Source organism: Chryseolinea serpens (genome assembly GCF_900129725.1).
Lineage (GTDB): Bacteria > Bacteroidota > Bacteroidia > Cytophagales > Cyclobacteriaceae > Chryseolinea > Chryseolinea serpens.
Window position 1 is genome coordinate 276,426 of sequence record NZ_FQWQ01000006.1, and the last position, 26,057, is coordinate 302,482.

The window sequence follows — 26,057 nt, forward strand, 5'->3', positions numbered from 1 at the left end:
AATCAGGCCGTCCTTTTTTTATACTTTTAATACGTGTACTGAACCATAGACAGACGCGCAGTAGTCAGAATACCGATGGGAGTTATTCCTCGTAGTATTCTTAAAAAAAATAAATTTTCATATTGTAAAAACATCTCAATTGACTTTCCAGGATTTTAAATTTGACGAGAAGCTGTTGGAGGGATTGTCCTCCATGGGTTTCAACAACCCGACGCCTATTCAAGAGCAGGCCATTCCCAGCATTCTCGAAGGACACGACCTTATCGCTTGTGCCCAAACCGGCACGGGCAAAACGGCAGCCTACTTGCTGCCCATCTTGAACAATATCATTCACGCAGAAAAACGGCACCTCAACACGCTGGTCATCGCTCCAACGCGCGAGCTGGCGCAACAGATCGACCAGCAGATCGAAGGCTTTGGCTATTTCATCGGTGTGAGTTCCATCTCCGTTTATGGCGGTGGCGACGGCGCCACCTGGGACCAGCAACGCAGGGCCCTGGAGCAAGGAGCCGACATTATCATTGCAACACCTGGCAGGCTCATCGCCTTGCTGGCGACAGGAAAAATAGTGCTCGATCATTTGGAGCACCTGGTGTTGGACGAGGCCGACCGTATGCTGGACATGGGTTTCTTCGACGACATCGTGAAGATCATCAATTATCTTCCCAAAGACCGGCAAACCATTTTGTTCTCGGCCACCATGCCGCCGAAGATCCGGACACTGGCCACCAAGATCCTCAATCAGCCAAAAGAAATAAACATTGCCATTGCCAAACCTGCGGCGGGTATCCTGCAGCAGGCCTACGTGGTATATGACGCGCAGAAAGCCGCATTGATCAAGCACGTGTTGAATACCAATACGTGGAACAGTGTGATTCTTTTTGCTTCCACCAAAGAGACTGTGAAGAAATTGGATGTCGCCTTTCAACGGGCGGGACTCCCCGCACGAGCTTTTCACTCCGACCTTGAACAAGCGGAGCGGGAACAAATTTTGAGAGCGTTCAAGAACAAGCAGATCAACATGCTGATCGGTACGGACGTTTTGTCGAGAGGGATCGATGTGGAGGGCATCAGCATGGTGATCAACTATGACGTGCCGCCCGATCCGGAAGATTATGTACACCGCGTCGGTCGCACGGCCCGTGCAGAGACAACGGGTACGGCCATCACTTTTATTAACGAAAGAGATCAGGGCAAATTCTATAGCATCGAAAACCTGATTGGCGACACCATTACCAAGTTGCCCTTGCCGGAATCTATTGGTGCCGGCCCGGCCTACGAGCCCCGCGCAAAACGCAACGGCAGCAGTGGCGGTGGACGAGATGGCGGTAGTAGCGGCGGTTTCAAGAAGAGAAAAAATTTCCGCAAAGGCCCGCCGCGGAAAAAATAATCTACTTTTTATTCAGCGCGATAATGACCTCGTTGAGCTTTAACAAAGCCTCGACGGGGCTTACTGTATTGATGTCTACTTTTCCCAACAATTCCTGGATTTCGGTGAACCGCGGATCGGATGCGAACAAGCTCATCTGCGGGGTAGGCTTTGGCATTTCCTGGATCTTTTTCCGTTGTTCATTTTTGTGTTTGTCCTTCTCCAAAAAATGAAGGATTTCGTTGGCGCGCAACACCACCTTGTTGGGCATGCCGGCCAGCTGTGCCACGTGAATCCCAAAGCTGTGTTCGCTGCCGCCTTCTTTCAGTTTGCGCATAAAGATGATGCGGTCGCCCACTTCCTTCACCGACACATTGAAGTTTCTCACGCGTACTAAATCCTCTGCCAGCTGATTCAGCTCGTGATAGTGTGTGGCAAATAATGTCTTCGGTCTGCAATCTTTGTGGTTATGCAGGTATTCCACAATGGCCCACGCAATGGACACACCGTCGTACGTACTGGTGCCCCGACCGATTTCGTCCATGAGGATGAGGCTTCGGTCGCTGAGGTTGTTCAGGATGCTGGCCGTTTCCGTCATTTCCACCATGAACGTGGATTCACCACGCGAAAGATTATCGGACGCGCCCACGCGAGTAAACACTTTGTCGACAATGCCTACCTCCGCCGCCTGAGCAGGAACGAAGCTTCCCATCTGGGCCATCAACACGATGAGTGCGGTTTGTCTTAGCAAGGCCGACTTACCGGCCATGTTGGGACCGGTGATGATGAGCAACTGCTCTTTGTCGCTGTCCAACAAGATGTCGTTGGGCACATAGGACTCACCCACCGGCAGTTGCTTTTCAATAACCGGGTGTCTTCCCGCCGTGATGTTAAGCACAAGTGATTCGTTGATCTCCGGTTTCACATACCGGTTCGCCTTGGCGATGATTGCAAAAGAAAGCAAGCAATCCAACTGTGCCAATACACGCGCGTCTTGCTGAATTTTTGGGATAAAATCCATCGCGCTTTGGATGAGGGCGGTGAAGATGCGTTGCTCGATCACGCCCAGTTTATCTTCCGCGTGCAGGATCTTTTCTTCGTATACTTTGAGCTCTTCGGTGATGTAGCGCTCGGCGTTCACCAGGGTTTGCTTGCGGATCCAGTCGTTGGGAACCTTGTCTTTGTTGGCGTTGCTCACCTCGAGGTAGTAGCCAAACACCTTGTTGTAGGAGATCTTCAGCGAGTTGATGCCCGTCCGTTCCACTTCCCGTTTCTGGATCTGCAGCAGATAGTCTTTGCCGGAAAAAGCGATCTTTTGCAATTCATCCAGTTCCGTATCGATGCCCTCCTTGATGAGCCCGCCCTGGTGAATGTTCAGCGGTGCATCTTCGCGCAGTTCGCGTTCGATTTTATCGAGGAGAATTTCACAAGGGTCAAGTTGATCGCCCAATTTTTTCAATACGGGAGAATCTTGTTTTTCCAATGCCTGTTTGATGGGCTGAATGCATCGGAGCGAGCGCTTGAGTTGCAACATTTCGCGCGGGTTGATGCGGTTCACGGCCACCTTGGAGATGAGGCGCTCCAGGTCAAAGATCTGTTTGAGCGGTTCGGTTAGCGCATCGGCCAGGGACGTGTCATTGAAGAAGTTTTCCACCACGGCAAGACGCTCGTCGATGGCGGCTTTTTCTTTTAAGGGGAGAATCATCCACTTCCTTAATTGGCGCGAGCCCATGGGGGTCAGGGTGCGATCCAATATGTCGATCAGTGGAACGCCGCCTTCTTGCTGGGCGTGCACGATCTCCAGGTTGCGGATGGTGAACTTGTCCAGCCACACAAATTTGTCTTCGTCGATGCGCGAGATCGAGGCAATGTGTGAAGTGTCCTTATGTTCGGTGTCTTCGAGATAGTGGAGAATGGCGCCGGCGGCGATCACTGCCTCGCCCATGCCTTCGATGCCAAAGCCTTTGACGGAAGCCGTCTTGAATTGCTGCGTCAGTTTTTCATAAGCAAAATCAAAGGCATATACCCATTCGTCCAGGGCATAGACACTGTATTCATCCCGAAAAAGATTTTCGAAATGCGCTTTGGACGATTTGCTGTAGATGATCTCGGAAGGAGCAAAACCCTGGATAAGTTTCAGTACATAATTCTCACTTCCCTGTGCGGCATAAAACTCGCCCGTGGAAACGTCAAGAAAAGCAACACCACAACTGTCTTTTGTCTTGAAGAGAGAGGCCAGGAAGTTGTTTTGCTTCCGGTCCAGCACGTTGTCGTTGAACGAGAGGCCGGGCGTGACCAATTCGGTGACGCCCCGCTTCACGATGCCCTTCACCGAGCGTGGGTCCTCCAATTGGTCGCAGATGGCCACGCGATGGCCGGCACGCACCAGTTTGGGCAGATACGTGTCGAGCGAGTGATGGGGGAAGCCTGCCAGTTCGGTTTCGGAAGCCGAGCCGTTGCCGCGCTTGGTGAGCACGATGTCCAACACCTTGCTGGCTGCCACGGCATCCTGACCAAAGGTCTCATAAAAGTCGCCCACCCTGAACAGCAACAGCGCACCGGGGTGTTTCGCCTTTATGGCATTGTATTGCTTCATCAACGGGGTTTCTACAGGACTTGTGGTTGTGGCCATAAGCCGCAATTTATAAGGCTGAAGCCATAATTAGGAATTTTTGACGCGCGAGTTTTCAGGTTTTAATACCGGTTTTTTCTTCCCTTCCGACGTAGGGGGTCTGGGGGTCGGGTGTTAATTTCGCGCCATGAAAAAATTATCGCTGGACGAGCTAGGGCGGATGTCGGTGGATGAGTTCAAGGAATCGCAGAAAATTCCCGTTTGTCTTGTACTGGACAACCTTCGCAGCCTCCACAACGTGGGTTCCGCTTTTCGCACCGCCGATGCCTTCCGGGTGGAAAAGATCTACCTGACCGGCATCACCGGCACTCCACCCCATCGCGAGATCCAAAAAACAGCCTTGGGAGCCACCGAATCCGTGGCCTGGGAATACTTGGAACATACGGCCGAACTCCTCAAAAAATTAAAGACAGAAGGGTACAGCGTCGTGATCGTGGAGCAAACCACGGCCAGCATTCCGCTGCACACTTTTCAGCCCGATCCGAACCAAAAATATTGCCTCGTCTTTGGCAACGAAGTGAACGGCGTCTCCGAGGAGGCCGTAGCCGAAGCCGATCTGGCCCTGGAAATACCACAGGCGGGCACGAAGCATTCATTGAATGTCTCGGTTTGCCTGGGCATTGTGGTGTGGGACCTCTATAAAAAACTGAACGACTGACCCGGCGGCTTCCCGGAGCATTTGAAATTATTTCGCAACTTTGCCCTTCACTTCGTAACCGAAAAGAACGTGTCCGATCGCTATACCCAACGCGGCGTTTCCGCCTCTAAAGAAGATGTTCACCAGGCCATCAGCAAGCTTGACAAAGGCTTGTTCCCAAAAGCGTTCTGCAAGATCGTTCCCGACTACCTGGGCAACGACGACACTTTCTGCACGGTAATGCATGCCGACGGCGCGGGCACCAAATCCTCGTTGGCCTATTTGTATTGGAAAGAGACCGGCGACCTCTCCGTCTGGAAAGGCATTGCCCAGGACGCCATCATCATGAACATCGATGACCTGCTTTGCGTGGGTGCCACAGAAAATATTCTCCTCTCGTCGACGATCGGCCGGAACAAAAATTTTATCCCCGGCGAAGTGATCTCAGCTATCATCAACGGCACGGAAGAAGTGTTGGAGATGCTGCGCCAACATGGGCTGGGCATTACCAGCACGGGCGGCGAAACGGCCGACCTGGGCGACCTGGTGCGCACCATCGTCGTGGACAGCACGGTGGTGAGCCGCATGAAGCGCGGCGCCGTCATCGACAACAGCCGCATTGCTGCAGGTGATGTGATCGTTGGCTTGTGCTCCTATGGCCAGGCTTCCTATGAAGATGCATACAACGGGGGTATGGGAAGCAACGGACTCACCTCCGCCCGTCACGATGTCTTTCATAAAGACTATGCTTCCGCATATCCCGAATCGTATGATAAAACCGTGCCCCCAGATCTTGTGTATACCGGTCGTTATAAAGTTACCGACACCGTGAAAGATGCACCGGTGAATGTGGGCAAGCTTGTGCTTTCCCCGACGCGCACCTATGCGCCGATCATCATTGAAGTTCTAAAACATCTCCGCAACCAAGTGCACGGCATGGTGCATTGCAGCGGGGGAGCGCAAACCAAGGTGTTGCACTTTATCGACGCGCTGCATGTGATCAAAGATAATCTCTTCGAGGTACCACCGCTTTTCAGAATCATCCATGAAGAAAGCGGCACGGCTTACAAAGAAATGTACAAGGTCTTCAACATGGGCCACCGCATGGAGTTGTACTTACCGCAACAACACGCCCAGCAGGTGATCGATATTTCCCGCAGCTTCAACGTGGAGGCTAAGGTCATTGGCCGGGTGGAGGCAGCTTCGCAAAAGCAGGTCACCGTGAGCAGCCCTTTTGGAGAATTTGTCTATTAACCTCGTTAACGCCCTTTCTACCCGCTTTTTCCGCTTTAGTAATTTCTGGCACTGCATTTGTTTTTCTCTAGTCAAAAGGAATTCATTCCTTCGAAAAATAAACCAAGTGCAGTATGAAAACGAAAGCAGCAAAACTTGCCCTCCTCCTGACGGCAATGTTTTTTATGGGTTTGAATGTAGAGTCGAACGCACAATCGCATGGACGTGGCAGAGGCCATGAGCAGCATCAATCCGGCAATCAGCACAACGGAAATTATAACCGTGACCGCCATCATGACGACTACGACAACGGCAGACGTTCGAGCTATTATGATCATCGCGGTTCAGCATACTGTCAACCCAGCTATCGCCGCCTGCCCCCTCAACGGGTAGTGGTGTATAGACAACAGGCTCCCCGTTATGTGTATTATCGTGACTATAATGTTTACTATGACTACACGCGTAACGCTTACATTTCTTTTTCCGGTCGCAATTGGGTGGTGACCACCACCGTACCTATCGGCATGCGATATGTGAACCGCGCCGGGCTGTCTTGCTCGAATGTGGATTATTATAACGACGACTTTCCGCAATATCTGGATCGCGGATGGTCTTACTAAAATATGGTTTTGGTTTAGGTTAAGGGTCGAATGCGAAAGGCTGCTCCGGGAGGGGCAGCCTTTTTTTGCTTTGAAGTATAATGTTCGCCAAATGTCCTAGCGGAGCAATTCGCGCGAGATCACCATCTTTTGTATTTCCGTAGTTCCTTCATAGATCTGCGTGATCTTCGCGTCGCGCATGAGACGTTCCACGTGGTATTCCTTTACATAGCCATAGCCGCCGTGGATCTGAACCGCTTCCGTGGTCACTTCCTGTGCGATTTGCGAGGCAAACAATTTTGCCATGGCTGCAGCTTTAACAAAATCTTTCTTTTGATCTTTCAGCCACGCAGCCTGGTGCACCAGCAGTCGTGCCGCGTCGATCTTGGTGGCCATGTCGGCCAGCTTGAATTGGATGGCCTGGTGCTCGGAAAGCGTCTTGCCAAAGGCCTTTCTCTCCTTCGAATATTTTACCGCCAGTTCATAAGCTCCCGCTGCAATCCCCAGCGCTTGTGAGGCAATGCCGATGCGGCCACCGTTCAGGGTGGTCATGGCGAAGCTAAATCCAAACCCGTCATCGCCAATGCGGTTTGCCTTGGGCACCTTCACATCGGTGAACATCAGCGAATGCGTGTCCGACCCACGGATCCCCATTTTATCTTCCTTTTTACCAACAACAAAACCGGGCATACCCTTTTCGACGATGAGGGCGTTGATGCCTTTGTGTTTTTTGGCTGCGTCGGTTTGGGCGATCACAACGTATACGCTGGCGGTACTGCCATTGGTGATCCAATTCTTTGTTCCGTTCAGCAGGTAATAGTCACCCTTATCCTCGGCAGTCGTGCGCTGACTGGTTGCATCGGATCCCGCTTCAGGTTCGGAAAGACAAAACGCGCCGATGCCCTGGACAGCAAGCTTCTTCAGGTATTTCTCTTTTTGTTCTTCGGTGCCGTATTTCTCCAGTCCCCAGCACACCAGCGAATTGTTCACCGACATGCAAACCGATGCCGATGCATCTACTTTCGAGATCTCCTCCATGGCCAGCACATAGGAAATGGAATCCATACCGCCGCCATTGTATTTGGGGTCCACCATCATGCCCAGAAATCCAAGTTCCCCCATTTTTTTTACTTGCTCTACGGGAAATTTCTGATGGGTATCGCGTTCGATCACGCCGGGTAGCAATTCATTTTGAGCAAAGTCGCGGGCGGCTTGCTGGACGGCAAAATGCTCTTCGGTTAATTGAAAATTCATATGCATTTAGGTTGGCCGTAAGAAACAAAAAAGGCCCGAGGTTTACTCGGGCCTGTAAGAATAAAATATCGTTTCGCGTGATCAATACGCCGCTGTCGCAAGCGAATTACCGGTCGCGCGAGCCGAGGAATAACATCACGTAATAGAACAAGGTCGTCAACGCACCGATGGCGGCAACCACGTAGGTCATGGCGGCCCATTTCAAAGCGTCTTTGGCCATGTCATACTCCTGGTTGTTCACGATGCCTCGGGCTTGTATCCAAGCCAATGCACGTTTGCTGGCGTCGAATTCCACAGGCAAGGTGATGAGCGCAAACAAAGCGAAAACGCCGTAACAGGCAATGATCACCAGCAGGGCCGTGCTCCAAGGCATCACGCCACGGAAAGCGAACGAACCGAACATCATGAGCATGAAGATGACGTTGATCACCTGCGCGCTCACGTTCTGGATCGGCACCAGGGCCGAACGAAGTTCCAGCATACTATAAGCTTTTGCGTGTTGCACAGCGTGACCGCATTCGTGGGCTGCCACTGCCGTTGCGGCGGCATTTCTACCATGGTAAACGGCCTCGCTCAGGTTGACTGTTTTCGTGCCAGGATTATAGTGGTCGGCCAACTCGCCTTGAACGCTCACCACCTGCACGTCGGTAATGCCGTTGTCGGCCAGCATGAGGCGGGCCACGTCGGCGCCCGTCAGGTCGCGGGTGAGATGAACTTGAGAATATTCGCGGAATTTACTTTTCAGCCGGTTACTCACCATCCAACCGATGGCCATAAAGAAAAGACCGATTATTAAAGCTCCCATTTATCTATAGTTTTTTAGTTGCCCCAAATATATCAAGCTTTGCGCCAAACTCGAATTCTATGACAAAACGGCATTTTTTGCAAAAACGCCACCCCTCAAAAGCCGACTCCCGCCACCCGGGGCGCCGCTAAAGCTTTAACAAAAGCGGGCTTGCCCGCTGAAGCTTTAGCGAAAGTGGGTCAAAATTTAAACGCCGCCATCAACAAAAAATTCGTCCCTGCCTGCGGGAAATAGTAATTCTCCCGGTACTCAGCGCCACCACCCAAATAGCCCCACGTCCACCCATTCGACTGATATTTCTCATTCAAGAAATTATTCAGCAACCCGCTCAATGCGATCTCGCGCATAAACGATGGGTGTATGGTATACGTCAACCTCAGGTCGTTAACAAAGTAGTCGTTAATGCGCCTGTTTTTATTGGATGTATTGTCCAAATATTGCGCACCCACATATTTTGCCAGCCAGGTAAGCTCCAGGTTTTTGAAAGGGCGGTAGGAAAAACCCGAGCCCACAATCACGTTGGGGGAGAAGGCGATGTCGGTGCTTTTATAGCTCCGTTTCACTTCCAGGTATTGATCGAAGTTCTGGCCATAGTCGTACAGCACTTCGTTGAAGTCGCGGATCCTATTGCGGCTCAGGGTCACGTTGGCCGTCCACGAAAATTGCTGCGAGATGCGCAACATTCCCTCTACTTCCACACCGGTGCGATAGCTTCGGTCCACATTGGTGCGCAAGGAAGCTCCAACATCGTTCACCTTGCCCGTGAGCACGAGTTGGTTGTGATAATCCATGAGATAGTAGTTGACGTTGAGCGCATAATTCCTTCCTGTGCGGCGATAGCCAACCTCCACGTTGTTCAGCGTCTCATGTTTGGGCACGATGCCGTTGGGGGCATCTACAAAATCATCGCGCACAGGTTCGCGGTTGGCCACGGCATAGGATCCGTAGAGTTGCTGGTTGTCGGCCAGGGCGTAGGTCAAGCCGGCTTTCGGATTGAAGAACGTGAAATTGGCATCGACGTTTATGGGATTTTGTTTGTTCTCTATACCCGATGTGGTGTAGAGAATTTTGCGAACCTGCAGATCCACATAACCGGAAAGCCTGTTGCTGAATTGATAGCTGGTCTTCAGGTAAACGTTGCCGTCGCGTTTGTCGGCATTGTTAAAATAATAGCGGTATTCCGTTGGAACGGTGGCCACCTGTGCCCAAATGATCTCGCCATAATGATCGCCTGTGTAGCGATTCCAAGCCCCACCCAAAATGACATTCCAATTGTCTTTGTCATAATTCAGAGAATAGGTCACTCCATAAAAATCATTGTTCAGCCACCGCCTTCTCACCAGGTCCGAAGAAGCGATCGTGGAATCGCCGATGACGACGGGCGACAATCCATAGGAAGCAAAATTGTCGTTGTAACGATATTCTTCATAATAGCCTTTGCCCTTGGTGTAGTGCAGCGACACATTGGCGGTGAGTGCTTCGTTTACGCGTTGTGAAAAATGAAGCTGGTAGTGATTTTGTGTGTAATCGTCTACTTGATTTTTGTACGTATACGGATTGAACGTGCGGCTATTGGAAGTAAGCAGGTTCTGTGTTTGCGCTTCATTCCAACCTTCGTTGGATGCCGTGGTCATCATGGCCTCCACGTCGTTGTTGAGCCGCGATTGTGGTACGCCATACCAGGCCTGATAGGTTCTTTCCTTTCCACCAAAGACCACCGCTTTCAACATGGTGCCTTTGTTATAATAGCCTCCCGAAAAATAATACGACTGCAGATTGCTGGAGGCTCTGTCGATAAAGCCGTCCGACTGGATCTTGGATACGCGCGCATCCACAACCCAATGATCGTTAAGCAAGCCCGAACCCAATTGAATGGTGTTGCGCAGTGTTCCAAACGATCCGGCAGAAGTGATGAGGCTTGCATACGGCGCATCGTTGCGCGTGTTCGTCTGCAAATTTATACTGGCACCGAACGCACCCGCACCATTGGTTGACGAGCCCACACCGCGCTGCACTTGAATGCTCTGCGAAGACGAAGCGATATCGGGTATGTCTACCCAATACGATCCTTGCGACTCGCTGTCGTTGTAGGGAATGCCGTTCACCGTGACGTTGATCCGGGTGGCATCGCTCCCGCGGATGCGAATGCCGGTGTAGCCAACGCCCGCGCCCGCGTCGGAAGTGGTCACCACCGACGGCGTCCAGTTCAAAAGCATGGGCAGGTCCTGTCCAAAGTTCTGTTTCTGGATGGCTTGTTTGCTCACGTTGGTGAACGTGGTGGGAGTTTTGTCGTTGGCGCGCGTGGCAACCACCACTACTTCGTCGGTCATCTGGGCCGATTCCTCCAGGCTAATGCTAACGGGACCGCTAAGCGGCACGGTAACTTTTTCTTGTTTCACGATGTAGCCGAGAAATCTCACGGCCAGGGTAAATTCACCGGCCGGAACTTTGGAGAGTGTGAACCTTCCGAACTCATCGGCTACGGCAAACCGTTTGAGTTCCTGCATTTCCACGGTTGCGCCGGGCAACGCGTGATGAGTTTTTGCATCTTCGACGGTCCCGTCGACAGCAAACTGTTGCGCATAAGCGCCTGCCGACCACAGCATGGCTGTGGTGACACATAATACTTTGAACATGTTGTTAAAAATGGTTTAAACCTGCAGCGCACAGGGGAATGCACCTGCTTACGTTTAACCTTGCCTTCCCTTCGGCCGCATTACCGGCATCAGGTTCTTTGGGTATGATCTCAGCCCGTTGTTTTATGGCACCCCTTGTCCTTTCGGACGCACAAAGGTATATGCTGAAATTTTTAATAATCAACCTTCCGGTCAAATACTTTTCGACAACGCAGTAAACAGCCTTATTTCAGGATATTTTTTTTCAAAGGAAATTGCAACTTTACGGACAAACCAACCCGCACCTCCATGTACAAAGCGTCGGTAAACCAGCAAGTTTTTAGTATCACGTCAGACGATGGGGCGTTCCAGGTGAACGGCCAACCCCTGAACTGGGACCTGGTAAAAATCTCGGACGGAAGATTCCACATCCAACTGGACAACAAAGGCTACAACGCCGAGGTGGTGGCGGTGGAAAAAGAGACAAAGTCTTTCCAGTTCAAGATCAACGGAAGACTGTACAAGGTTGGGCTGAAAGACAAGTTCGACCTGCTCCTGGAGCAGATGGGCATGAACGGTGCCGTGGGCAGCAAAATAAATAATGTGAAAGCCCCCATGCCCGGACTGATCATCGACCTGCGGGTAAAGGAAGGCGACCCGGTGAAAGCCGGCGATCCGCTGCTGATCCTGGAGGCCATGAAAATGGAAAACATCATCAAGGCTGCTGGCGACAGCGTGGTGAAATCGGTGAAGGTGAAAAAGGGAGAAAGTGTGGAGAAAAACCAGGTGTTGATCGAATTCTGAAAAACCGCTCCCGGTGCTTTTAGACACACGTTTTTGCGGAATTTGAAGGGTGCCGTTTTTCAACCTTGCTGCTTCTGAATATATTGCGACACTTTTTTACGGCCTCATTAACCAATCCTGAATGAAATACAAGCGCATCCTCCTCAAACTCAGCGGTGAAGCACTCCAGGGAGCATCCAAAAGCACCAACATCAATCCCGATGTGCTGGAGCAGTACTGTGCCGAGATCAAGGCGTTGCAGCAGGAAAAGGTGGAAATCGCCATCGTGATCGGCGGCGGCAACATTTTCCGTGGCGGCCAGGCCGAAGCCCTGGGCATCGACCGCGTGCAGGGCGACTACATGGGTATGCTGGCTACCGTGATCAACGCCATGGCCCTGCAAAGCGCCCTGGAACGTCACGGCGTCTACACCCGTCTCATGTCGGGCATCAAGATGGAGCAAGTGTGCGAGCCTTTCATCCGCCGCAGGGCCATCCGTCACCTTGAAAAAGGAAGGATCGTCATTTTTGGCGCCGGCATTGGCAACCCCTATTTCACCACCGACTCCACCGCCAGCTTGCGCGCCGTGGAAGTTCAGGCCGACGTAGTTTTGAAAGGCACCCGGGTGGATGGCGTCTATACCAAAGACCCCGAAAAATTCCCCGACGCCACGCGCTACACCAAACTTTCGTTCCAGGAAGCCTACGAAAAGAATCTCAACATCATGGACATGACCGCCTTCACGCTCTGCATGGAGAACAACCTGCCCATCATTGTTTTCGATATGAACAAAAAAGGAAACCTGTTGAAAGTGGTGAAGGGCGAAGAGGCCGGCACCCTGATCAGTTAAAACGACACGACCACGCTTAGCTAATCACATAGTATCATGGAAGAAATTCAGTTATTCCTTGACGAGGCAAAGGACCTCATGACAAAAGGCCTCAACCACGTGAGCCACGAGCTTACCAAGATCCGCGCCGGCAAGGCCAATCCGGCGATGCTGGATGGCATCATGGTGTCTTACTACGGTGCCATGACGCCCATCAACCAGGTGTCGTCCATGACCTCGCCCGATGCGCGAACCATCTTCATCAAACCCTGGGAAAAAGGAACGATCCCCGAAATTGAACGCGCCATCATAAACGCCAACCTGGGTCTCAACCCGCAAAACGATGGACAGCAGGTGATCATCAACGTACCCATGCTCACCGAGGAGCGCCGCAAGCAGCTGGTGAAGCAAGTGGGCCAGGAATGCGAGCACGGCAAAGTGAGCGTGCGCACCATCCGCAAGGAGACCAATGAGCAACTAAAAAAGATCAAGGGTGCATCGGAAGATGACGTGAAGAACGCTGAAGAAACCGTCCAAAAAATGACCGACGATTTTATTTCCCGCATCGACGCCCTCATGAAAAAGAAAGAAGCCGAGATCATGACCGTTTAAAGATCATTTTCTATCAACCTTATAAAAAGCCTGCCAATTCGCGCCAGGCTTTTTTTATTTGTATAGCCGACCTAAACCAAACGCTATGAAAGCCTCTGCATCGTTCATCTTCCTTGCCTTTTTACTGATTGCCACCACGGCATTCGCGCAAAAGAAAAACGCACCAGCTCCCTACTATCCCGAGCCCACACAGTGGCAAACCAAAACGCCAGCAGAGGCAGGCCTGAACGCCGACAAACTTGCAACGGCCATCGCGTTCGCGAAAGAAAAGGAAACAAAAAATCCACGCAACCTCGAGGTATCACACTATCAAACCTATGGCAAAGAGCCTTTCGGCGATGGCATCGGTCCCTTTGCGACACGAGGTGAACCCACGGGCATTGTGGTGCGAAATGGTTACATCGTGGCCGAATGGGGCGAGCCGTTGCGCGTCGACATGACCTTTAGCGTCACCAAAAGTTTTCTTTCCTCCGTGGTGGGCGTGGCCTACGACAAAGGCATGATCCCTGACCTCTACGACTCCGTCTACAAGATGATGGCGCCCGTGAACGTATACAACCCGATGCCTGGAGCAAACAAGGCGGATCATTTTGGAGAGCCTTCGCTGATCCGTCTTTTCGACACGCCACACAACCGGACCATCTCCTGGAACGACATGCTTCGTCAAACCAGCGATTGGGAAGGCACCCTTTGGGGAAAACCGGAATGGGCCGATCGCCCCGGACCGAATCCGGCGGAGTGGCAAACCCGTCCACGGTCCAAACCTGGCGCCGTGTATGAATACAATGACGTGCGGGTGAACGTGCTCGCGTTGGCTACGCTCAACCTCTGGCGCAGACCCCTCCCACAAGTGTTGAAGGAATACATCATGGACCCCATCGGTGCATCGCCGTCGTGGCGGTGGATGGGCTATGAAAATTCATGGGTGGTTTTGGATGGACAACTGGTGCAAGCCGTGGGTGGCGGCGGCCACTGGGGAGGCGGCATGTTCATCAGCGCGCGGGATATGGCGCGGTTTGGCTACCTCACATTGCGCAGGGGCAAATGGAAAAATACACAACTGCTCTCCGACAAATGGGTGACCTTGGCCCTCACGCCAACACCGGCTCAACCCACGTATGGTTTCATGAACTGGTTCTTGAATACAGACAAAAAATATCTTCCGAGCGCTCCCGCCACGGCCTTTGCCCACATTGGCAACGGCACCAACATGATCTATGTCGACCCGGAACACGACCTGGTGGTGGTGACCCGTTGGATCGATAATGCGGCGCTGGATGGATTTGTACAACGCATACTCGAAGCCGTAGAAAAATAAACGCTGAACTCAGCCCGCCTGCTTCCTGAACAATGCCAATGGACCGGTCGTTAATAACCAAAAACACCCATGCCCGAGCTACCGGAAGTAGAAAGTTTCAAACGCTATTTTGACAAAACATCCCTTCGTCAAAAAATAAAACGCGTCCGGCTCGCCGCTCCGGGAATGCTTTTTCATTCTACAGAAAAAGAGGTGTTGGATAACCTGGAGGGCAACATGTTCACAGAAACCCGGCGACATGGAAAATTTTTCTTTGCTCTCCTCAAACGGAACGGCGCGCTCATGCTACACTTCGGTATGACCGGGGACCTGGTGTATCATAAGCCCGACAAAAATTCACCGATACGTTTTGCCCTCCTCATCGAATTTGCGAACGGAAAAAATCTGGCCTTTCAAGACACGCGCAAGTTGGGCATGATCGGCTGGGTTAACGATGTGGACGCCTTCATCCAACGTCAGGGCTATGGAGAAGATGCTTTAAAAATATCGGAGAAGGAATTCGTGGCGTCGCTTCAAAAGCGAAAAACCGCAATCAAAACGACCATCATGAACCAGCGCGTTGTTGCGGGAGTGGGGAATGAGTACTCCGATGAAATTCTTTTTCGATCAAGCATTCATCCCGAAAGTCCAGCTAACGCATTAAGTGATGCGAAATTGAAAGAGATCTACTCCCATATGAAATCCGTTTTGAAGGTGGCCGTGAAAAGGAGGGCTGATCAGAAAAAAATGTCTGAATTTTTCTTCTTAGAAAACCGGCAGGCGGGATTGAAATGTCCCGAAGGATGCAAGGGCTTTACGGAGTTCAAAACGATTGGGGGACGATCGGCTTATTTCTGTCCGGGTTGTCAAAAACTTTACACGTAGCGCCGGTCAGGCCGACCAGCGCTACGCAAAAGGTATTTAAGAGGTGAGTTGAATTTCTTCGCCTTCCTTGTTGAGGAATTTGTATTCGGTGATGGCCATGGAAGTGTCCTTCACCATTTTCACCCAGCGCTTGTATTTGAAATACCAGCGCATGCGCTCGGAGATAAAGCCGTTGGTGAAATAGGCAAACAAATACGGGTGAAGGGCCAACACGAGATCTTTCTCGTTTTGTTTCACCAGCAGGTGCTCAATATTTTTCTCGATAAGATCCGAAATGAGAATGGATGCGGTGATCTTGCCCGTGCCGTTGCAAGTAGGGCAAACCTCCTTGGTGGCGATGTTCATCTGCGGGCGAACGCGCTCGCGGGTGATCTGCATGAGCCCAAATTTCGACAAGGGCAACACGGTGGATTTCGCCTTGTCGTCCATCATCTCATCTTTCATGATCTTGAAGATGAGCTTCTTGTTCTCGGGGTTCTTCATGTCGATGAAGTCCACCACGATGATCCCGCCCATATCGCGCAACCTAAGCTGGCGGGCAATTTCTTTGGCGGCCTCCATGTTCACGGAGAGTGCCGTCGTTTCCTGGTTTTCTTCCCGGTTCGACTTGTTGCCGCTGTTCACGTCGATGACGTGGAGCGCTTCGGTGTGCTCGATAATAAGATAACCTCCCGCACGCAAGCTCACAGTCTGTCCGAAAGCCGATTTGATCTGGCGTTCGATACCATAGTGTTCAAAGATCTTTGCCTTGCCGTTATACAGCTTGACGATCTTCTCTTTGTCGGGAGCGATGGTGTGGATATAGGTCTTCACATCCTCGTAGATCTTCTTATCGTCTACGTGGATGTTGTCGAACGACTCGTTGAGCATGTCGCGCAACAGCGACGATGTTTTGTCCAGTTCGCCGATGATCTTTTCGCGCGGTTGTGCATTGACAAGGCGTGTCATGCCTTCTTCCCAGGTGGTCACCATCGAGCGCAGGTCGCGGTCGAGTTCGGCTACTTCCTTGTTTTCGGCTACGGTACGGATGATCACCCCGAAGTTGGGTGGCTTAATGGATTGGATGAGGCGAAGCAGGCGCTTGCGCTCTTCGCTGCTCGTAATTTTTTTCGAAACGCTTACGGCATTGGAAAATGGTACCAATACCAGGTATCGCCCGGCCAGGGATAGCTCACAGGATAGTCGGGGCCCTTTTGTGGAGATCGGCTCTTTAACAATCTGGACCGGAATCAATTGATTCTTGGACAACTGCTGGGTGATTTTCCCATGCTTGTCGATGTCCTGTTCCGGCGAGAATTTGTCAAGTTTTCCACCATTGATCTTTTTGGCGCGCACCAGCTTCGTAAATTTTTGAAGCGAGCTGAATTGAGGGCCAAGATCGAGGTAATGAAGAAAGGCGTCTTTATCGTAACCAACATCGATGAAAGCTGCATTAAGCCCCTGAACCACTTTTTTAACAGTGCCCAGGTAGATGTCGCCTACCGTAAACTTGGTTCCTTCTTCTTCATTGTGGAATTCAACCAGTGTCTTGTCTTTGAGAAGGGCTATACGACATCCGTCCTGAGTGGCACTAATAATTAGTTCGTTACTCAAAACCTTAGAAATTAAAATAAAAAGATGTGTATAGGCCGGCTCGTGATGAGCCGGCAATTAAATCGGTGACCCGATTATTTCTTCTTGTGCCTGTTCTTTCTAAGACGCTTCTTCCGCTTGTGCGTTGCCATTTTATGCTTCTTTCTTTTCTTACCGCTTGGCATAGTAATGTTTTAATTTTTATCCGCCATGACGACGGACGGTTTAACAATTATTTTAAATCCTTCAGATAAGAATCCACGGTGGCCTGCACGGCCGGATCGTTATCCATTTGTTTCACTTTGTCGAACTGCTCCTTCGCCTTTGCTTTGTCGCCCAGGTTCATCCAGGCGATGCCCAATAACAGCTGGGCTTGCGTGTGCTGGGGGTTGATCTTTGTCAGGGTTTCCAACCGCTCAACGGCCTTGTCGTATTGGCCGGATTGAAACGAGAGCATGCCCATATTAAAGAGTGCCAGTTCATTTTTAGGATCAGTGGCCAACACCTCACGCAACATCATGATGCCCTGCATGGGGCTCGGCGACGAGACATAGGTCATGGCCATTTTCGTTTTTATGTCGAGGTTCTTGGGGTTTGCGTCCAGGGCCTTTCCATAAAACTCGCGGGTCTTTTCGGCGAGCTGTTCTTGCTTGCCTTTTTCCACCGCGAAGGTGTAGGCCTGGTAATAGAGGTCACCTGCCTTGATCCAACTTTCAGTAGTATTTAAGAACGTCGATGCTTCTTCGGCAAACCAAGCTGCACTGTCAAATTTTCCAGCCGTTTGGTACAATTTTGCCAAAGAGTCGGCAAAGATAGCATTTTTTTCTTTCGCCGCACTTTCCCGCAATTGAACCCGCAAAATTCGAATCCGGTCCAATACCTCTCGTGGTGCCTGTGCATGCATGTCGGCCGCCGGTGCCTTGGCGGAGTCGGCGGTGTTTTCGGTCAGCTTTTTGTCGTTGTCCACCACTACCTTGGGCAATAGGAAGATCAGCCATATGACAATGGCGCTGACGACGATCAATAAAATCCTGGTTTTGAGCATGGGGTTGAAGGGCGAGCGGTTAGTTTAGGATGGGCGCTGGATGTAGCGCCCTGTTTTCCATCACCGTGTCGTTGAAGCCCCTGGAATTAAGGTTCTACTTCTCTTCCAGTTGCTTTACCTTGTCGCTGTTCTTGATCTTGTTCACGAAGATCTTGGCAGGTTTGAAGCTGGGCACAAAATGCTCGTCAATAACCAAAGCGGTATTGCGTGAAATGTTGCGGGCTATCTTTTTCTTGCGCTTTTTGTTGATAAAGCTGCCAAAACCACGGATGTAGATGTTGTTGCCATTGGACATGGAAGTTTTCACAACGCTGAAGAAGGCTTCCACCGATGCGGTAACGTCGGCTTTGTCTACTCCGGTCTTTTCAGCGATTTCATTGATGATGTCTGCTTTGGTCACAGTGTTATATTTTTAAGTCGAAAAATTTTCGGGAGGGCAAATTTAAAGGCTGCCCCCAGAATTAAAAATGAATATTGAAAAAATCTGATAATCAGCAAGATGGACAAGCGATATTTCTCTGATAAAGTCGTTAAATGGTATGAAGAAAACAAGCGCGACCTCCCCTGGCGCGACACAAAAGATCCCTATAAAGTCTGGCTATCGGAGATAATCCTCCAACAAACGCGTGTAATCCAGGGTTTGCCCTACTACCTGAAATTCGTTGAAAAATTTCCCACCGTCCAGGCCCTGGCCGCCGCCTCGGAGCAGGAAGTGCTCCGGCTTTGGCAAGGGTTGGGCTATTACACGCGGGCCCGCAACCTCCACGCCTGCGCCAAAGAGGTCGTGAGCCGCTACCAAGGCGTTTTTCCACAAACTTTTGAAGAACTGAAAAAGCTGCGCGGCGTCGGCGACTATACCGCCGCCGCCATCGCATCGTTTTCCTTCCAGGAGCCGGTGGCGGTGGTCGACGGCAATGTGTTTCGTGTGCTATCGCGCGTGTTTGGTATAGATAAGGAGATCAACAGCCCGGAAGGAAGAAAAATGTTCACCCAATTGGCGAACGAACTCATCTCCCGAAAACATCCCGATCGGTATAACCAGGCCGTTATGGAGTTCGGGGCGCTGTTTTGTACGCCCAAAAATCCGGATTGCCCGTCCTGCACCTTCAAAGCCACTTGTTTTGCGGCCCAGCACGACATGCAAGCCGTGCTGCCGGTGAAAGCCAAAGCGAAGGCTGCCCGGAAGCGTTACTTCTACTATTTTGTTTTTCAGCAGGGAAGGTCACTGCTCATGAAAAAACGGGAAGCAAAAGACATCTGGCATGGCTTATACGATTTTTACCTGGTCGAAAAATCAAAACCCATGAAAACAGAGAGGCTGATCCAGGAATTCAACACTTCGGGTCCCTGGGTTGTTGAAGAGGACGGCGAGGCCTCCGAACAATACAAACACGTGCTTAGTCATCAGATTATTCTTTCGAAGTTCATTTTGGTAAGGCTCGACGCGAAGCCGGTTAACGGGCTGACCAAGGACATGAAATTCTATTCGCTGAAAAAAATTGCTGACCTGCCCAAGCCTGTGCTGATTAGCCGTTTTCTAGCCGATCGCGACCTTTTAAAGTAGTGCGAAGATTGATATTTTTGGTTTCGGCCCCTCAAGAGCCGTTATTTGTAACCAAGTACCCTTAATATAAACAACCTATGTCTGGAGTAAATAAAGTGATCTTAGTAGGACGCCTGGGCAAAGACCCGGAAGTTAGAAACCTCGAAAACGGAGCCACCGTGGCCAACTTCACCATTGCCACCTCGGAAAGCTATAAAGACAAAACCACAGGCGAAAAGAAAGAGATCACCGAATGGCACAACATCGTGCTGTGGCGTGGACTGGCTGAGATCGCCCAAAAATATCTTCACAAAGGCGACATGGTTTTTGTGGAAGGCAAACTCCGCACCCGCTCCTGGGAAAAGGAAGGTGTGACACGCTACACCACCGAAGTCGTGGGCGATAACATGACCATGCTCTCCACAAAAGGTGGCGGCGGCTCCAGCGGCGGTGGCTACTCGGGAGCGGAAAGCAATTCTTCCGACAGCTTCCGCGCCAGCGCACCGGCCGACAACAGTACAGACGACTTGCCGTTCTGATGTTTCACCAACGCTAACGCTTGTGGACGAACCTCCCAGTTACACCCCGATCCTGCTCGACATTTTTTCAGGACTGCACGCCGTAAGCCTGTCCTTTCTTGTGCTGCTCCTTATTTTATCGGCGGTGATCTCGGCCTGCGAGGCGGCGTTCTTCACCCTGACGCCCAGTGACCTGGAAGCGTTCCGTCAAAGCGCCGACAAGCGAGACCGCGACGTGGCCACGCTGCTGAGCAAACCGCGTGTGTTGCTGGTGACCATTCTCATTCTCGACGGGCTGGTGAACGTATGCCTGATCACCTTCCTGGCGTTGCAATGGTGGATCCTGAACGATGCGTATAACCCAACCGTTTGGCATGTGACCGTGACCCTCGTTCCAGCAGCAGCCTTTCTGGCGTTCTTCGGAGAAATCTTCCCCAAAATGTTGGCCGCTCCGCGTAACAAAGCGATTGCACGGCGCGCTGCGCCCACCTGGAAATTTTTTGCCGCCCTATGCAAACCCGTTTCCAAACCCATGCGCAGGATGACGGTTTATGTGGAACGTTTTTTTGAACCCCATTCGCAAACACCGGCCCAGGAATTGAACGAGGCCATAGAACTGGCGTCTGCCGATGACGCGACCTCCGAAGGCGAAAAAGAGATCTTAAGGGGTATTGTCAATTTTGGTACGCTTACCGCAAAAGAGATCATGTGCGCACGCCGTGAGATCTCGGCCATCGATATTGCCAGCAACTTTCATGTGCTCATGGAGCATGTTGAGAAGTCGGGATTTTCGCGTATTCCCGTCTACCGCAATTCGCTCGACACCGTCGAAGGCATTTTGTATATAAAAGACCTGCTTCCTTTTCTGGAGCTGGAGGCAGACTTCAGCTGGCAGTCGCTGCTTCGTCCCGTCTTTGCCGTGCCCGAAACCAAAAAGATCGACTCCCTGCTAAAAGACTTCCAGGAGAAACGCGTACACATTGCCGTGGTCGTGGACGAGAACAAAGTCACATCAGGATTGATTACGATGGAGGACATTATTGAAGAGATCATTGGCGACATCAACGATGAGTTCGACGAGGTAGCCATTCCTTTCCAACGTATCGGCCGGAGGTCTTTTATTTTTGAGGGCAAAGTTTTGCTCACCGATTTTTGCAAAACGCTGACGATCGACCCGGGCATTTTCAGCGCCGTGGCCGGGGAGGCCGGCACACTGAGCGGACTGATCCTCTCATTGCACGGCGAGTTGCCGCCGGTGGGTGCGCAAATTACCTTCGAACACCTTACCTTTGTTGTCGAATCCATCGATCATAACCGGATAAAACGTGTACGTGTACAAGTTCATGAGCAGGCTTAAAAAGTTTCGTGTCACTTCTTTCACTGCCTGGCTTGTTGCGGGCTTTTCCCTTGGCTTTTGGGGATGCCAACAGGAGTATCAACCAAAACCATTGGGGTATAACCGGCTCCTTTTGCCCGAACATGAATACCGGAGTCTGCCGGATTCGTTGCCCTACTCGTTCGAATATTCAAAGCATGCCACGCTGCTGTCGGATACGTCGCGTATTCGCGAACGATTTTGGGTAGAGATCTACTATCCTACCATCAAGGCGAATGTGCATATCACCTATAAGCCGATCCAAAATCAAAAAATGCTGAAGGAATATCTCGACGATTCCTACACGCTCACGGCCAAACACCAAATCAAGGCCTACGCCATAAACGAAGCGATCACGAAAACACCCAGCGGAAAAACGGCGGTCATCGCCGAGTTAGAGGGGGAGGTGCCCAGCCAATTTCAATTCACGGTAACGGACTCCACAAAGAATTTTATGCGCGGGGCGTTGTACTTCAACACGAAAGTGGCCAACGATTCGCTGGCACCGGCCATCGAGTTTATGAAAAAAGACATCATGCACCTGATCAACACCCTGGCGTGGAAACAGGGCAAATAGCGCCCTGGTTTGGGCTAATGCATGACCCCGGTGTGTCCCCGTTCTAATTACATGGCAACACTTGGAGGCTGCCAACCCAAATCATAATTTGCGGTCATAACTCATTTTCCTAACTCTATCATTTTTATGGTGAAAGAATATATTGCGTCAAACAAAGACCGTTTCCTATCGGAGCTTTTCGATTGGCTTCGCATCCCCTCGGTGAGCGCCGACAGTCGTCACAAAGGCGATGTTCGCAAGGCAGCGGAATTCCTTCGCGAAAAATTTTCGCAGGCCGGCGTCGACAAAGTAGAGATCTGCGAAACAAAAGGTCACCCAATTGTTTATGCTGAAAAAATTGTCAACCCCGCACTGCCCACCGTGTTGGTGTATGGTCACTACGACGTGCAGCCACCCGACCCGTTGAACCTGTGGACATCGCCTCCCTTTGAGCCGGTGATCAAAGACGACAAGATCTATGCCCGCGGCGCATGCGACGACAAGGGCCAGGTGTACATGCACGTGAAAGCTTTCGAGACCATGATGAAACTTAACCTGCTGCCCTGCAACGTCAAGTTCATGGTGGAAGGCGAAGAAGAGGTGGGCTCCGACAACCTCGGAACCTTCGTAAAGGAAAACAAAGCCAAGCTAAAGGCCGACATCATTCTCATTTCCGACACGGCCCTTATCTCGCTGGAACATCCCTCCATCACCACAGGATTGCGCGGACTGAGCTACATGGAAGTGGAAGTGACGGGCCCTAACCGCGACTTGCACTCGGGCGTATACGGTGGCGCCGTGGCCAACCCCGTGAATGTGCTGTGCAGCATGATCGACGCCTTGCACGACGAAAACGGCCGGATCGCTATCCCTGGTTTTTATGACAAAGTAGCCGAATTGACTGCAGCACAGCGCAAAGCCCTTAACGATGCGCCGTTCGACCTGGAAGAATACAAACACGAACTTGGCATTGCCGACATAAAAGGAGAGAAGGGCTACACCACGTTGGAACGCACCGGCGTGCGTCCGACGCTCGACGTGAATGGCATTTGGGGTGGCTATACCGGCGAAGGAGCCAAAACCGTGTTGCCCTCGAAGGCGCACGCAAAAATTTCCATGCGCCTCGTGCCCAACCAGGTGAGCGCGGAGATCACCGACCTCTTCACAAAACATTTCCAGTCCCTCGCGCCGAAATATGTTACGGTGAAAGTGATGGCACACCACGGTGGCGAACCTGCCGTGACATCGACAGAGTCACCTGCCTACCAGGCCGCGAGCCGTGCCTTTGAAGATGTCTTTGGAAAAACCCCTATCCCGACGCGCGACGGTGGAAGCATTCCCATCGTGGCGTTGTTCAAAAAAGAATTGGGATTGGATACGGTGCTGCTGGGCTTTGGATTTGATACCGATGCGATACATTCACCCAACGAACATTATGGCGTGAAGAATTTTGTGATGGGCATCGAGACCATTGTATCGTTCTACAAGCACTTTGTAAAAAAATGATCAATACTGTTTGAGCATGCTAAGGGGGAGAGAGAAATAGAACCGGGAGCCTTTCCCGGGTTCACTCTCCACCCAAATTTTGCCATGCATTTTTTCCACCACTTCTTTGCAGACTTGCAGACCTAGGCCTGAGCCTTTTTCGCCGTGTGTGCCGGCGGTGCTTTTTCGCTTCTCCCAATGGAACAATCCTTCGAGGGTTGGTGTGGTCATGCCCGCGCCGGTATCCTCCAGGCAAATGACGGCCTCCAATGTTCCGCTTTTGGCAGACAGTGCGATGGTGCCGTTTTGAGTAAATTTATTTGCGTTGTGCACCAGGTTCCGGATCACAAAACGCACCATGTTGGGATCGGCCCACACGTTGATCTCATCGTGGATGGCGTTGACAAACCGGTTTCCTTTTTCGGCAAAGTAGTCATAGCCCACGATTTCATCCGTGAGCAATACTTTCAAATCGATCTGTTGCCACTGCGGGCCACCACCATCAAATTGAGTGGAGGCCCATTGCATGAGGTTGTTGAAAAGAACGTTGGTCGATCCCAGCGACTTGCCAATCGTGTTGATCATCGACGCAAATTCACCAGGCGTCAGTGCTTCCGCTTTGGCCAGGCCAACAACGCTTTCGAGACTTTGCATGGGACTTCTCAAGTCGTGGCCAATAATGGAAAGCATTTTGCTGTTTGCGTCGTTGAGGCGTTTCAATTCTTTTACCGTGGCACGCAGTTCAAGCTGTTTCATAACTTGCTTGGCCAGAATCTTCAAACCAAAGATCTGTTTCTGGGTAAGTTCTTTTGGTTTCCGGTCGATGACACAAAGGGTTCCCAGTTTAAAGCCTTCGGAAGTGATGAGTGGCATGCCGGCATAGAAGCGAATGTCGGGGCTTCCCGTCACCAGCGGGTTGTCGCGGAAGCGCGCATCGGCGGTGGCATCGTGGACGGCCATGATATCGTTCTGGTGGATGGCATGGGCGCAGAAGGCGATGTCGCGAGGTGTTTCGTGCGCTTCCAAACCGTGACGGGCTTTGAACCATTGCCGATCGGAATCGATGAGGCTTACCAGGGAAATGGGTGTCTCGCAAAGCTGCGAGGCCAGTTCCACGATGTCGTCGAAGTCTTTTTCTGCGGCGGTGTCTAAGATGTCGTAGTAGTGCAAAGCCTGCAGACGCAAGCTTTCATTTTCGGGTTTGTGCGGAACAGTCATGAAGAGGGTAAAGTCGGGTCCAATACAAAGTTAAACCCTACATTTTCCGGCAGACAGCAAAAATCAGATCAACGGCAGAAATGTAATTTTTCAGAACAAACTCAAGTTTCCTCCTTTGCGGAACTTCGTGAGATCGAGCGCGGGCATGGACCGGTCTTTAAAATATTTTCGTTTTGCCGTGCGGTGCAATTGGTGGATGGCCTCTGCAAAATTGCCTTCACCGCTCATGCGTCTTCCAAACTGCGAATCGTTTACATTTCCGCCGTGCATCGAACAGATCTGATGCCACACTTTTTCAAAACGGTCCGGAAAATTTTTGCGCAACCAATCCTCAAAGATGTTGCCGATGGCACCGTTCAACCGCACGATCGTCATACCTGCCGACAGCGCGCCATGATCGGCCGCCGCTTTTAACACCTGAGGAATTTCATGATGATTTAAGCCTGGAATGATGGGCGCATTCATAACGCTCACGGGCACACCCGCTTTGGCAAGTTCCTCGATGGTCTTCAATCGCTTCACTGCACTGGCAGTCCGGGGTTCCATGACACGACGCAACGACTCATCGAGCGTTGTGATGGAAATATAAACATGGACGAGGTTGTCTTTTGCCAAATCGGTCAACAAGTCCAAATCCCGCAACACCAGACTATTTTTGGTAATCATTCCCAAAGGGTGTCGATACTGCGCAAAGATTTTCAACAAACTTCTCGTGATCTCCAGTTTCTTTTCGATGGGTTGATAGCAGTCTGTATTGCCGCTCACGCTGATCGGCACAGGATCCCAATTCGGATTTAGAATAAATTTCTGCAGCAGTGATGCCGCGTTCTTTTTCACGATGATCTTTGACTCGAAGTCCAAGCCGGCGCTAAAACCCCAATACTCATGGGTGTTCCTGGCATAACAATAAATGCAACCATGCTCACACCCCTGGTATGGGTTGAGCGAATAGGCCAGCCCCAGGTCGGGGCTGTTCACTTTGTTCACCACCGTTTTGGCGGTTTCGTAGAATATCTGTGTTTGGGGTGCGCTGAGCAAAGGCTCGTCGAGGCCTTCAATATGTTCTTCCACATATTGGGCCTTCAGAAATTTATTTTCTGTTTTTATCTGAGCGCCACGCCCTTTAAAATAGTCCTCCTCCTCCATAGCGCCTAACTAATTAATTTAGTTATATTCTCTAACAATATTAGTGTTG

Annotated in this window: 23 protein-coding genes and 1 riboswitch; of the genes, 14 read left to right on the forward strand and 9 right to left on the reverse strand. The window is 51.2% G+C overall.

Features of this window, described 5'->3' with window-relative positions:
- Window positions 1–139 precede the first annotated feature (139 nt).
- A complete protein-coding gene (locus BUB30_RS32620; RefSeq protein WP_073142954.1) occupies window positions 140–1,390 on the forward strand; it encodes a DEAD/DEAH box helicase in 1,251 nt (416 codons plus the stop codon).
- Window position 1,391: 1 nt separating this feature from the next.
- On the opposite strand, the gene mutS is transcribed toward BUB30_RS32620, so the two are convergent.
- Window positions 1,392–4,001 (reverse strand): DNA mismatch repair protein MutS, encoded by a 2,610-nt coding sequence (gene mutS, locus BUB30_RS32625; protein ID WP_073142956.1) that lies wholly within the window; start codon window positions 3,999–4,001, stop codon window positions 1,392–1,394.
- 127 nt (window positions 4,002–4,128) lie between these two features.
- Between mutS and BUB30_RS32630 the strand changes: the two genes are divergently transcribed.
- The 3 genes from BUB30_RS32630 to BUB30_RS32640 all read left to right on the forward strand — a co-directional run bounded on the left by BUB30_RS32630 (window position 4,129) and on the right by BUB30_RS32640 (window position 6,491).
- Window positions 4,129–4,659, forward strand: a complete 531-nt coding sequence (locus BUB30_RS32630) for an RNA methyltransferase (RefSeq protein WP_073142957.1) — start codon at window positions 4,129–4,131, stop codon at window positions 4,657–4,659.
- 69 nt (window positions 4,660–4,728) lie between these two features.
- Window positions 4,729–5,892: an AIR synthase related protein gene (locus BUB30_RS32635; RefSeq protein WP_073143467.1), complete on the forward strand. Its 1,164-nt coding sequence runs from the start codon at window positions 4,729–4,731 to the stop codon at window positions 5,890–5,892.
- Window positions 5,893–6,005: 113 nt separating this feature from the next.
- On the forward strand, window positions 6,006–6,491 hold the full coding sequence (locus tag BUB30_RS32640) for a hypothetical protein (protein WP_073142959.1): 486 nt from the start codon (window positions 6,006–6,008) through the stop codon (window positions 6,489–6,491).
- A gap of 96 nt (window positions 6,492–6,587) precedes the next feature.
- Here BUB30_RS32640 and BUB30_RS32645 read toward each other — a convergent pair whose 3' ends face one another.
- From BUB30_RS32645 to BUB30_RS32655, 3 genes are all read right to left on the reverse strand, one after another.
- Window positions 6,588–7,724 (reverse strand): acyl-CoA dehydrogenase, encoded by a 1,137-nt coding sequence (locus tag BUB30_RS32645; RefSeq protein WP_073142961.1) that lies wholly within the window; start codon window positions 7,722–7,724, stop codon window positions 6,588–6,590.
- Window positions 7,725–7,830: 106 nt separating this feature from the next.
- Entirely contained in the window at window positions 7,831–8,529 is a 699-nt protein-coding gene (locus BUB30_RS32650) for a zinc metallopeptidase (RefSeq protein ID WP_073142962.1), read from the reverse strand.
- 179 nt (window positions 8,530–8,708) lie between these two features.
- On the reverse strand, window positions 8,709–11,165 hold the full coding sequence (locus tag BUB30_RS32655) for a TonB-dependent receptor (RefSeq protein WP_073142964.1): 2,457 nt from the start codon (window positions 11,163–11,165) through the stop codon (window positions 8,709–8,711).
- A gap of 49 nt (window positions 11,166–11,214) precedes the next feature.
- Window positions 11,215–11,311, reverse strand: a riboswitch (TPP riboswitch).
- A gap of 142 nt (window positions 11,312–11,453) precedes the next feature.
- Here BUB30_RS32655 and BUB30_RS32660 point away from each other — a divergent pair.
- The 5 genes from BUB30_RS32660 (at window position 11,454) to BUB30_RS32680 (ending at window position 15,550) form a co-directional block, all read left to right on the forward strand.
- Complete coding sequence (locus BUB30_RS32660) at window positions 11,454–11,948, forward strand: acyl-CoA carboxylase biotin carboxyl carrier protein subunit (protein ID WP_073142966.1); 495 nt, start codon at window positions 11,454–11,456, stop codon at window positions 11,946–11,948.
- A 121-nt stretch (window positions 11,949–12,069) separates the two neighbouring features.
- The gene (gene pyrH / locus BUB30_RS32665; RefSeq protein WP_073142968.1) at window positions 12,070–12,777 is read left to right on the forward strand and encodes a UMP kinase; all 708 of its coding nucleotides are present in this window, start codon (window positions 12,070–12,072) and stop codon (window positions 12,775–12,777) included.
- 36 nt (window positions 12,778–12,813) lie between these two features.
- On the forward strand, window positions 12,814–13,368 hold the full coding sequence (frr, locus tag BUB30_RS32670; RefSeq protein WP_073142969.1) for a ribosome recycling factor: 555 nt from the start codon (window positions 12,814–12,816) through the stop codon (window positions 13,366–13,368).
- A gap of 85 nt (window positions 13,369–13,453) precedes the next feature.
- On the forward strand, window positions 13,454–14,686 hold the full coding sequence (locus BUB30_RS32675; protein WP_073142971.1) for a serine hydrolase domain-containing protein: 1,233 nt from the start codon (window positions 13,454–13,456) through the stop codon (window positions 14,684–14,686).
- A gap of 69 nt (window positions 14,687–14,755) precedes the next feature.
- Window positions 14,756–15,550: an Fpg/Nei family DNA glycosylase gene (locus BUB30_RS32680; RefSeq protein WP_073142973.1), complete on the forward strand. Its 795-nt coding sequence runs from the start codon at window positions 14,756–14,758 to the stop codon at window positions 15,548–15,550.
- Between the two features lie 36 nt (window positions 15,551–15,586).
- On the opposite strand, the gene BUB30_RS32685 is transcribed toward BUB30_RS32680, so the two are convergent.
- The 3 genes from BUB30_RS32685 to BUB30_RS32695 form a co-directional block, all read right to left on the reverse strand.
- On the reverse strand, window positions 15,587–17,143 hold the full coding sequence (locus BUB30_RS32685; RefSeq protein ID WP_073142974.1) for an Rne/Rng family ribonuclease: 1,557 nt from the start codon (window positions 17,141–17,143) through the stop codon (window positions 15,587–15,589).
- A gap of 211 nt (window positions 17,144–17,354) precedes the next feature.
- Window positions 17,355–18,167, reverse strand: a complete 813-nt coding sequence (locus BUB30_RS32690; protein WP_073142976.1) for a tetratricopeptide repeat protein — start codon at window positions 18,165–18,167, stop codon at window positions 17,355–17,357.
- 94 nt (window positions 18,168–18,261) lie between these two features.
- Window positions 18,262–18,567, reverse strand: a complete 306-nt coding sequence (locus tag BUB30_RS32695; protein ID WP_073142978.1) for an HU family DNA-binding protein — start codon at window positions 18,565–18,567, stop codon at window positions 18,262–18,264.
- A gap of 99 nt (window positions 18,568–18,666) precedes the next feature.
- On the opposite strand from BUB30_RS32695, the gene mutY reads away from it, so the two are divergent.
- The 5 genes from mutY (at window position 18,667) to BUB30_RS32720 (ending at window position 23,665) form a co-directional block, all read left to right on the forward strand.
- A complete protein-coding gene (gene mutY, locus BUB30_RS32700; RefSeq protein WP_073142980.1) occupies window positions 18,667–19,731 on the forward strand; it encodes an A/G-specific adenine glycosylase in 1,065 nt (354 codons plus the stop codon).
- Window positions 19,732–19,808: 77 nt separating this feature from the next.
- Entirely contained in the window at window positions 19,809–20,249 is a 441-nt protein-coding gene (locus tag BUB30_RS32705) for a single-stranded DNA-binding protein (RefSeq protein ID WP_073142981.1), read from the forward strand.
- A 22-nt stretch (window positions 20,250–20,271) separates the two neighbouring features.
- Window positions 20,272–21,585 (forward strand): gliding motility-associated protein GldE, encoded by a 1,314-nt coding sequence (gldE, locus tag BUB30_RS32710; protein ID WP_073142983.1) that lies wholly within the window; start codon window positions 20,272–20,274, stop codon window positions 21,583–21,585.
- Window positions 21,572–22,180: a gliding motility lipoprotein GldD gene (gene gldD, locus BUB30_RS32715; protein ID WP_073143469.1), complete on the forward strand. Its 609-nt coding sequence runs from the start codon at window positions 21,572–21,574 to the stop codon at window positions 22,178–22,180. Before gldE ends, gldD begins: the two co-directional genes overlap by 14 nt.
- A 126-nt stretch (window positions 22,181–22,306) precedes the next feature.
- Window positions 22,307–23,665 carry a dipeptidase gene (locus BUB30_RS32720; RefSeq protein WP_073142984.1) on the forward strand — a complete coding sequence of 453 codons (1,359 nt, stop codon included), beginning with the start codon at window positions 22,307–22,309 and terminating at the stop codon, window positions 23,663–23,665.
- On the opposite strand, the gene BUB30_RS32725 is transcribed toward BUB30_RS32720, so the two are convergent.
- On the reverse strand, window positions 23,666–24,862 hold the full coding sequence (locus BUB30_RS32725; RefSeq protein WP_073142985.1) for a GAF domain-containing sensor histidine kinase: 1,197 nt from the start codon (window positions 24,860–24,862) through the stop codon (window positions 23,666–23,668).
- 90 nt (window positions 24,863–24,952) lie between these two features.
- Window positions 24,953–26,008 carry a PA0069 family radical SAM protein gene (locus tag BUB30_RS32730; RefSeq protein ID WP_073142986.1) on the reverse strand — a complete coding sequence of 352 codons (1,056 nt, stop codon included), beginning with the start codon at window positions 26,006–26,008 and terminating at the stop codon, window positions 24,953–24,955.
- Between the last annotated feature and the right edge of the window lie 49 nt (window positions 26,009–26,057).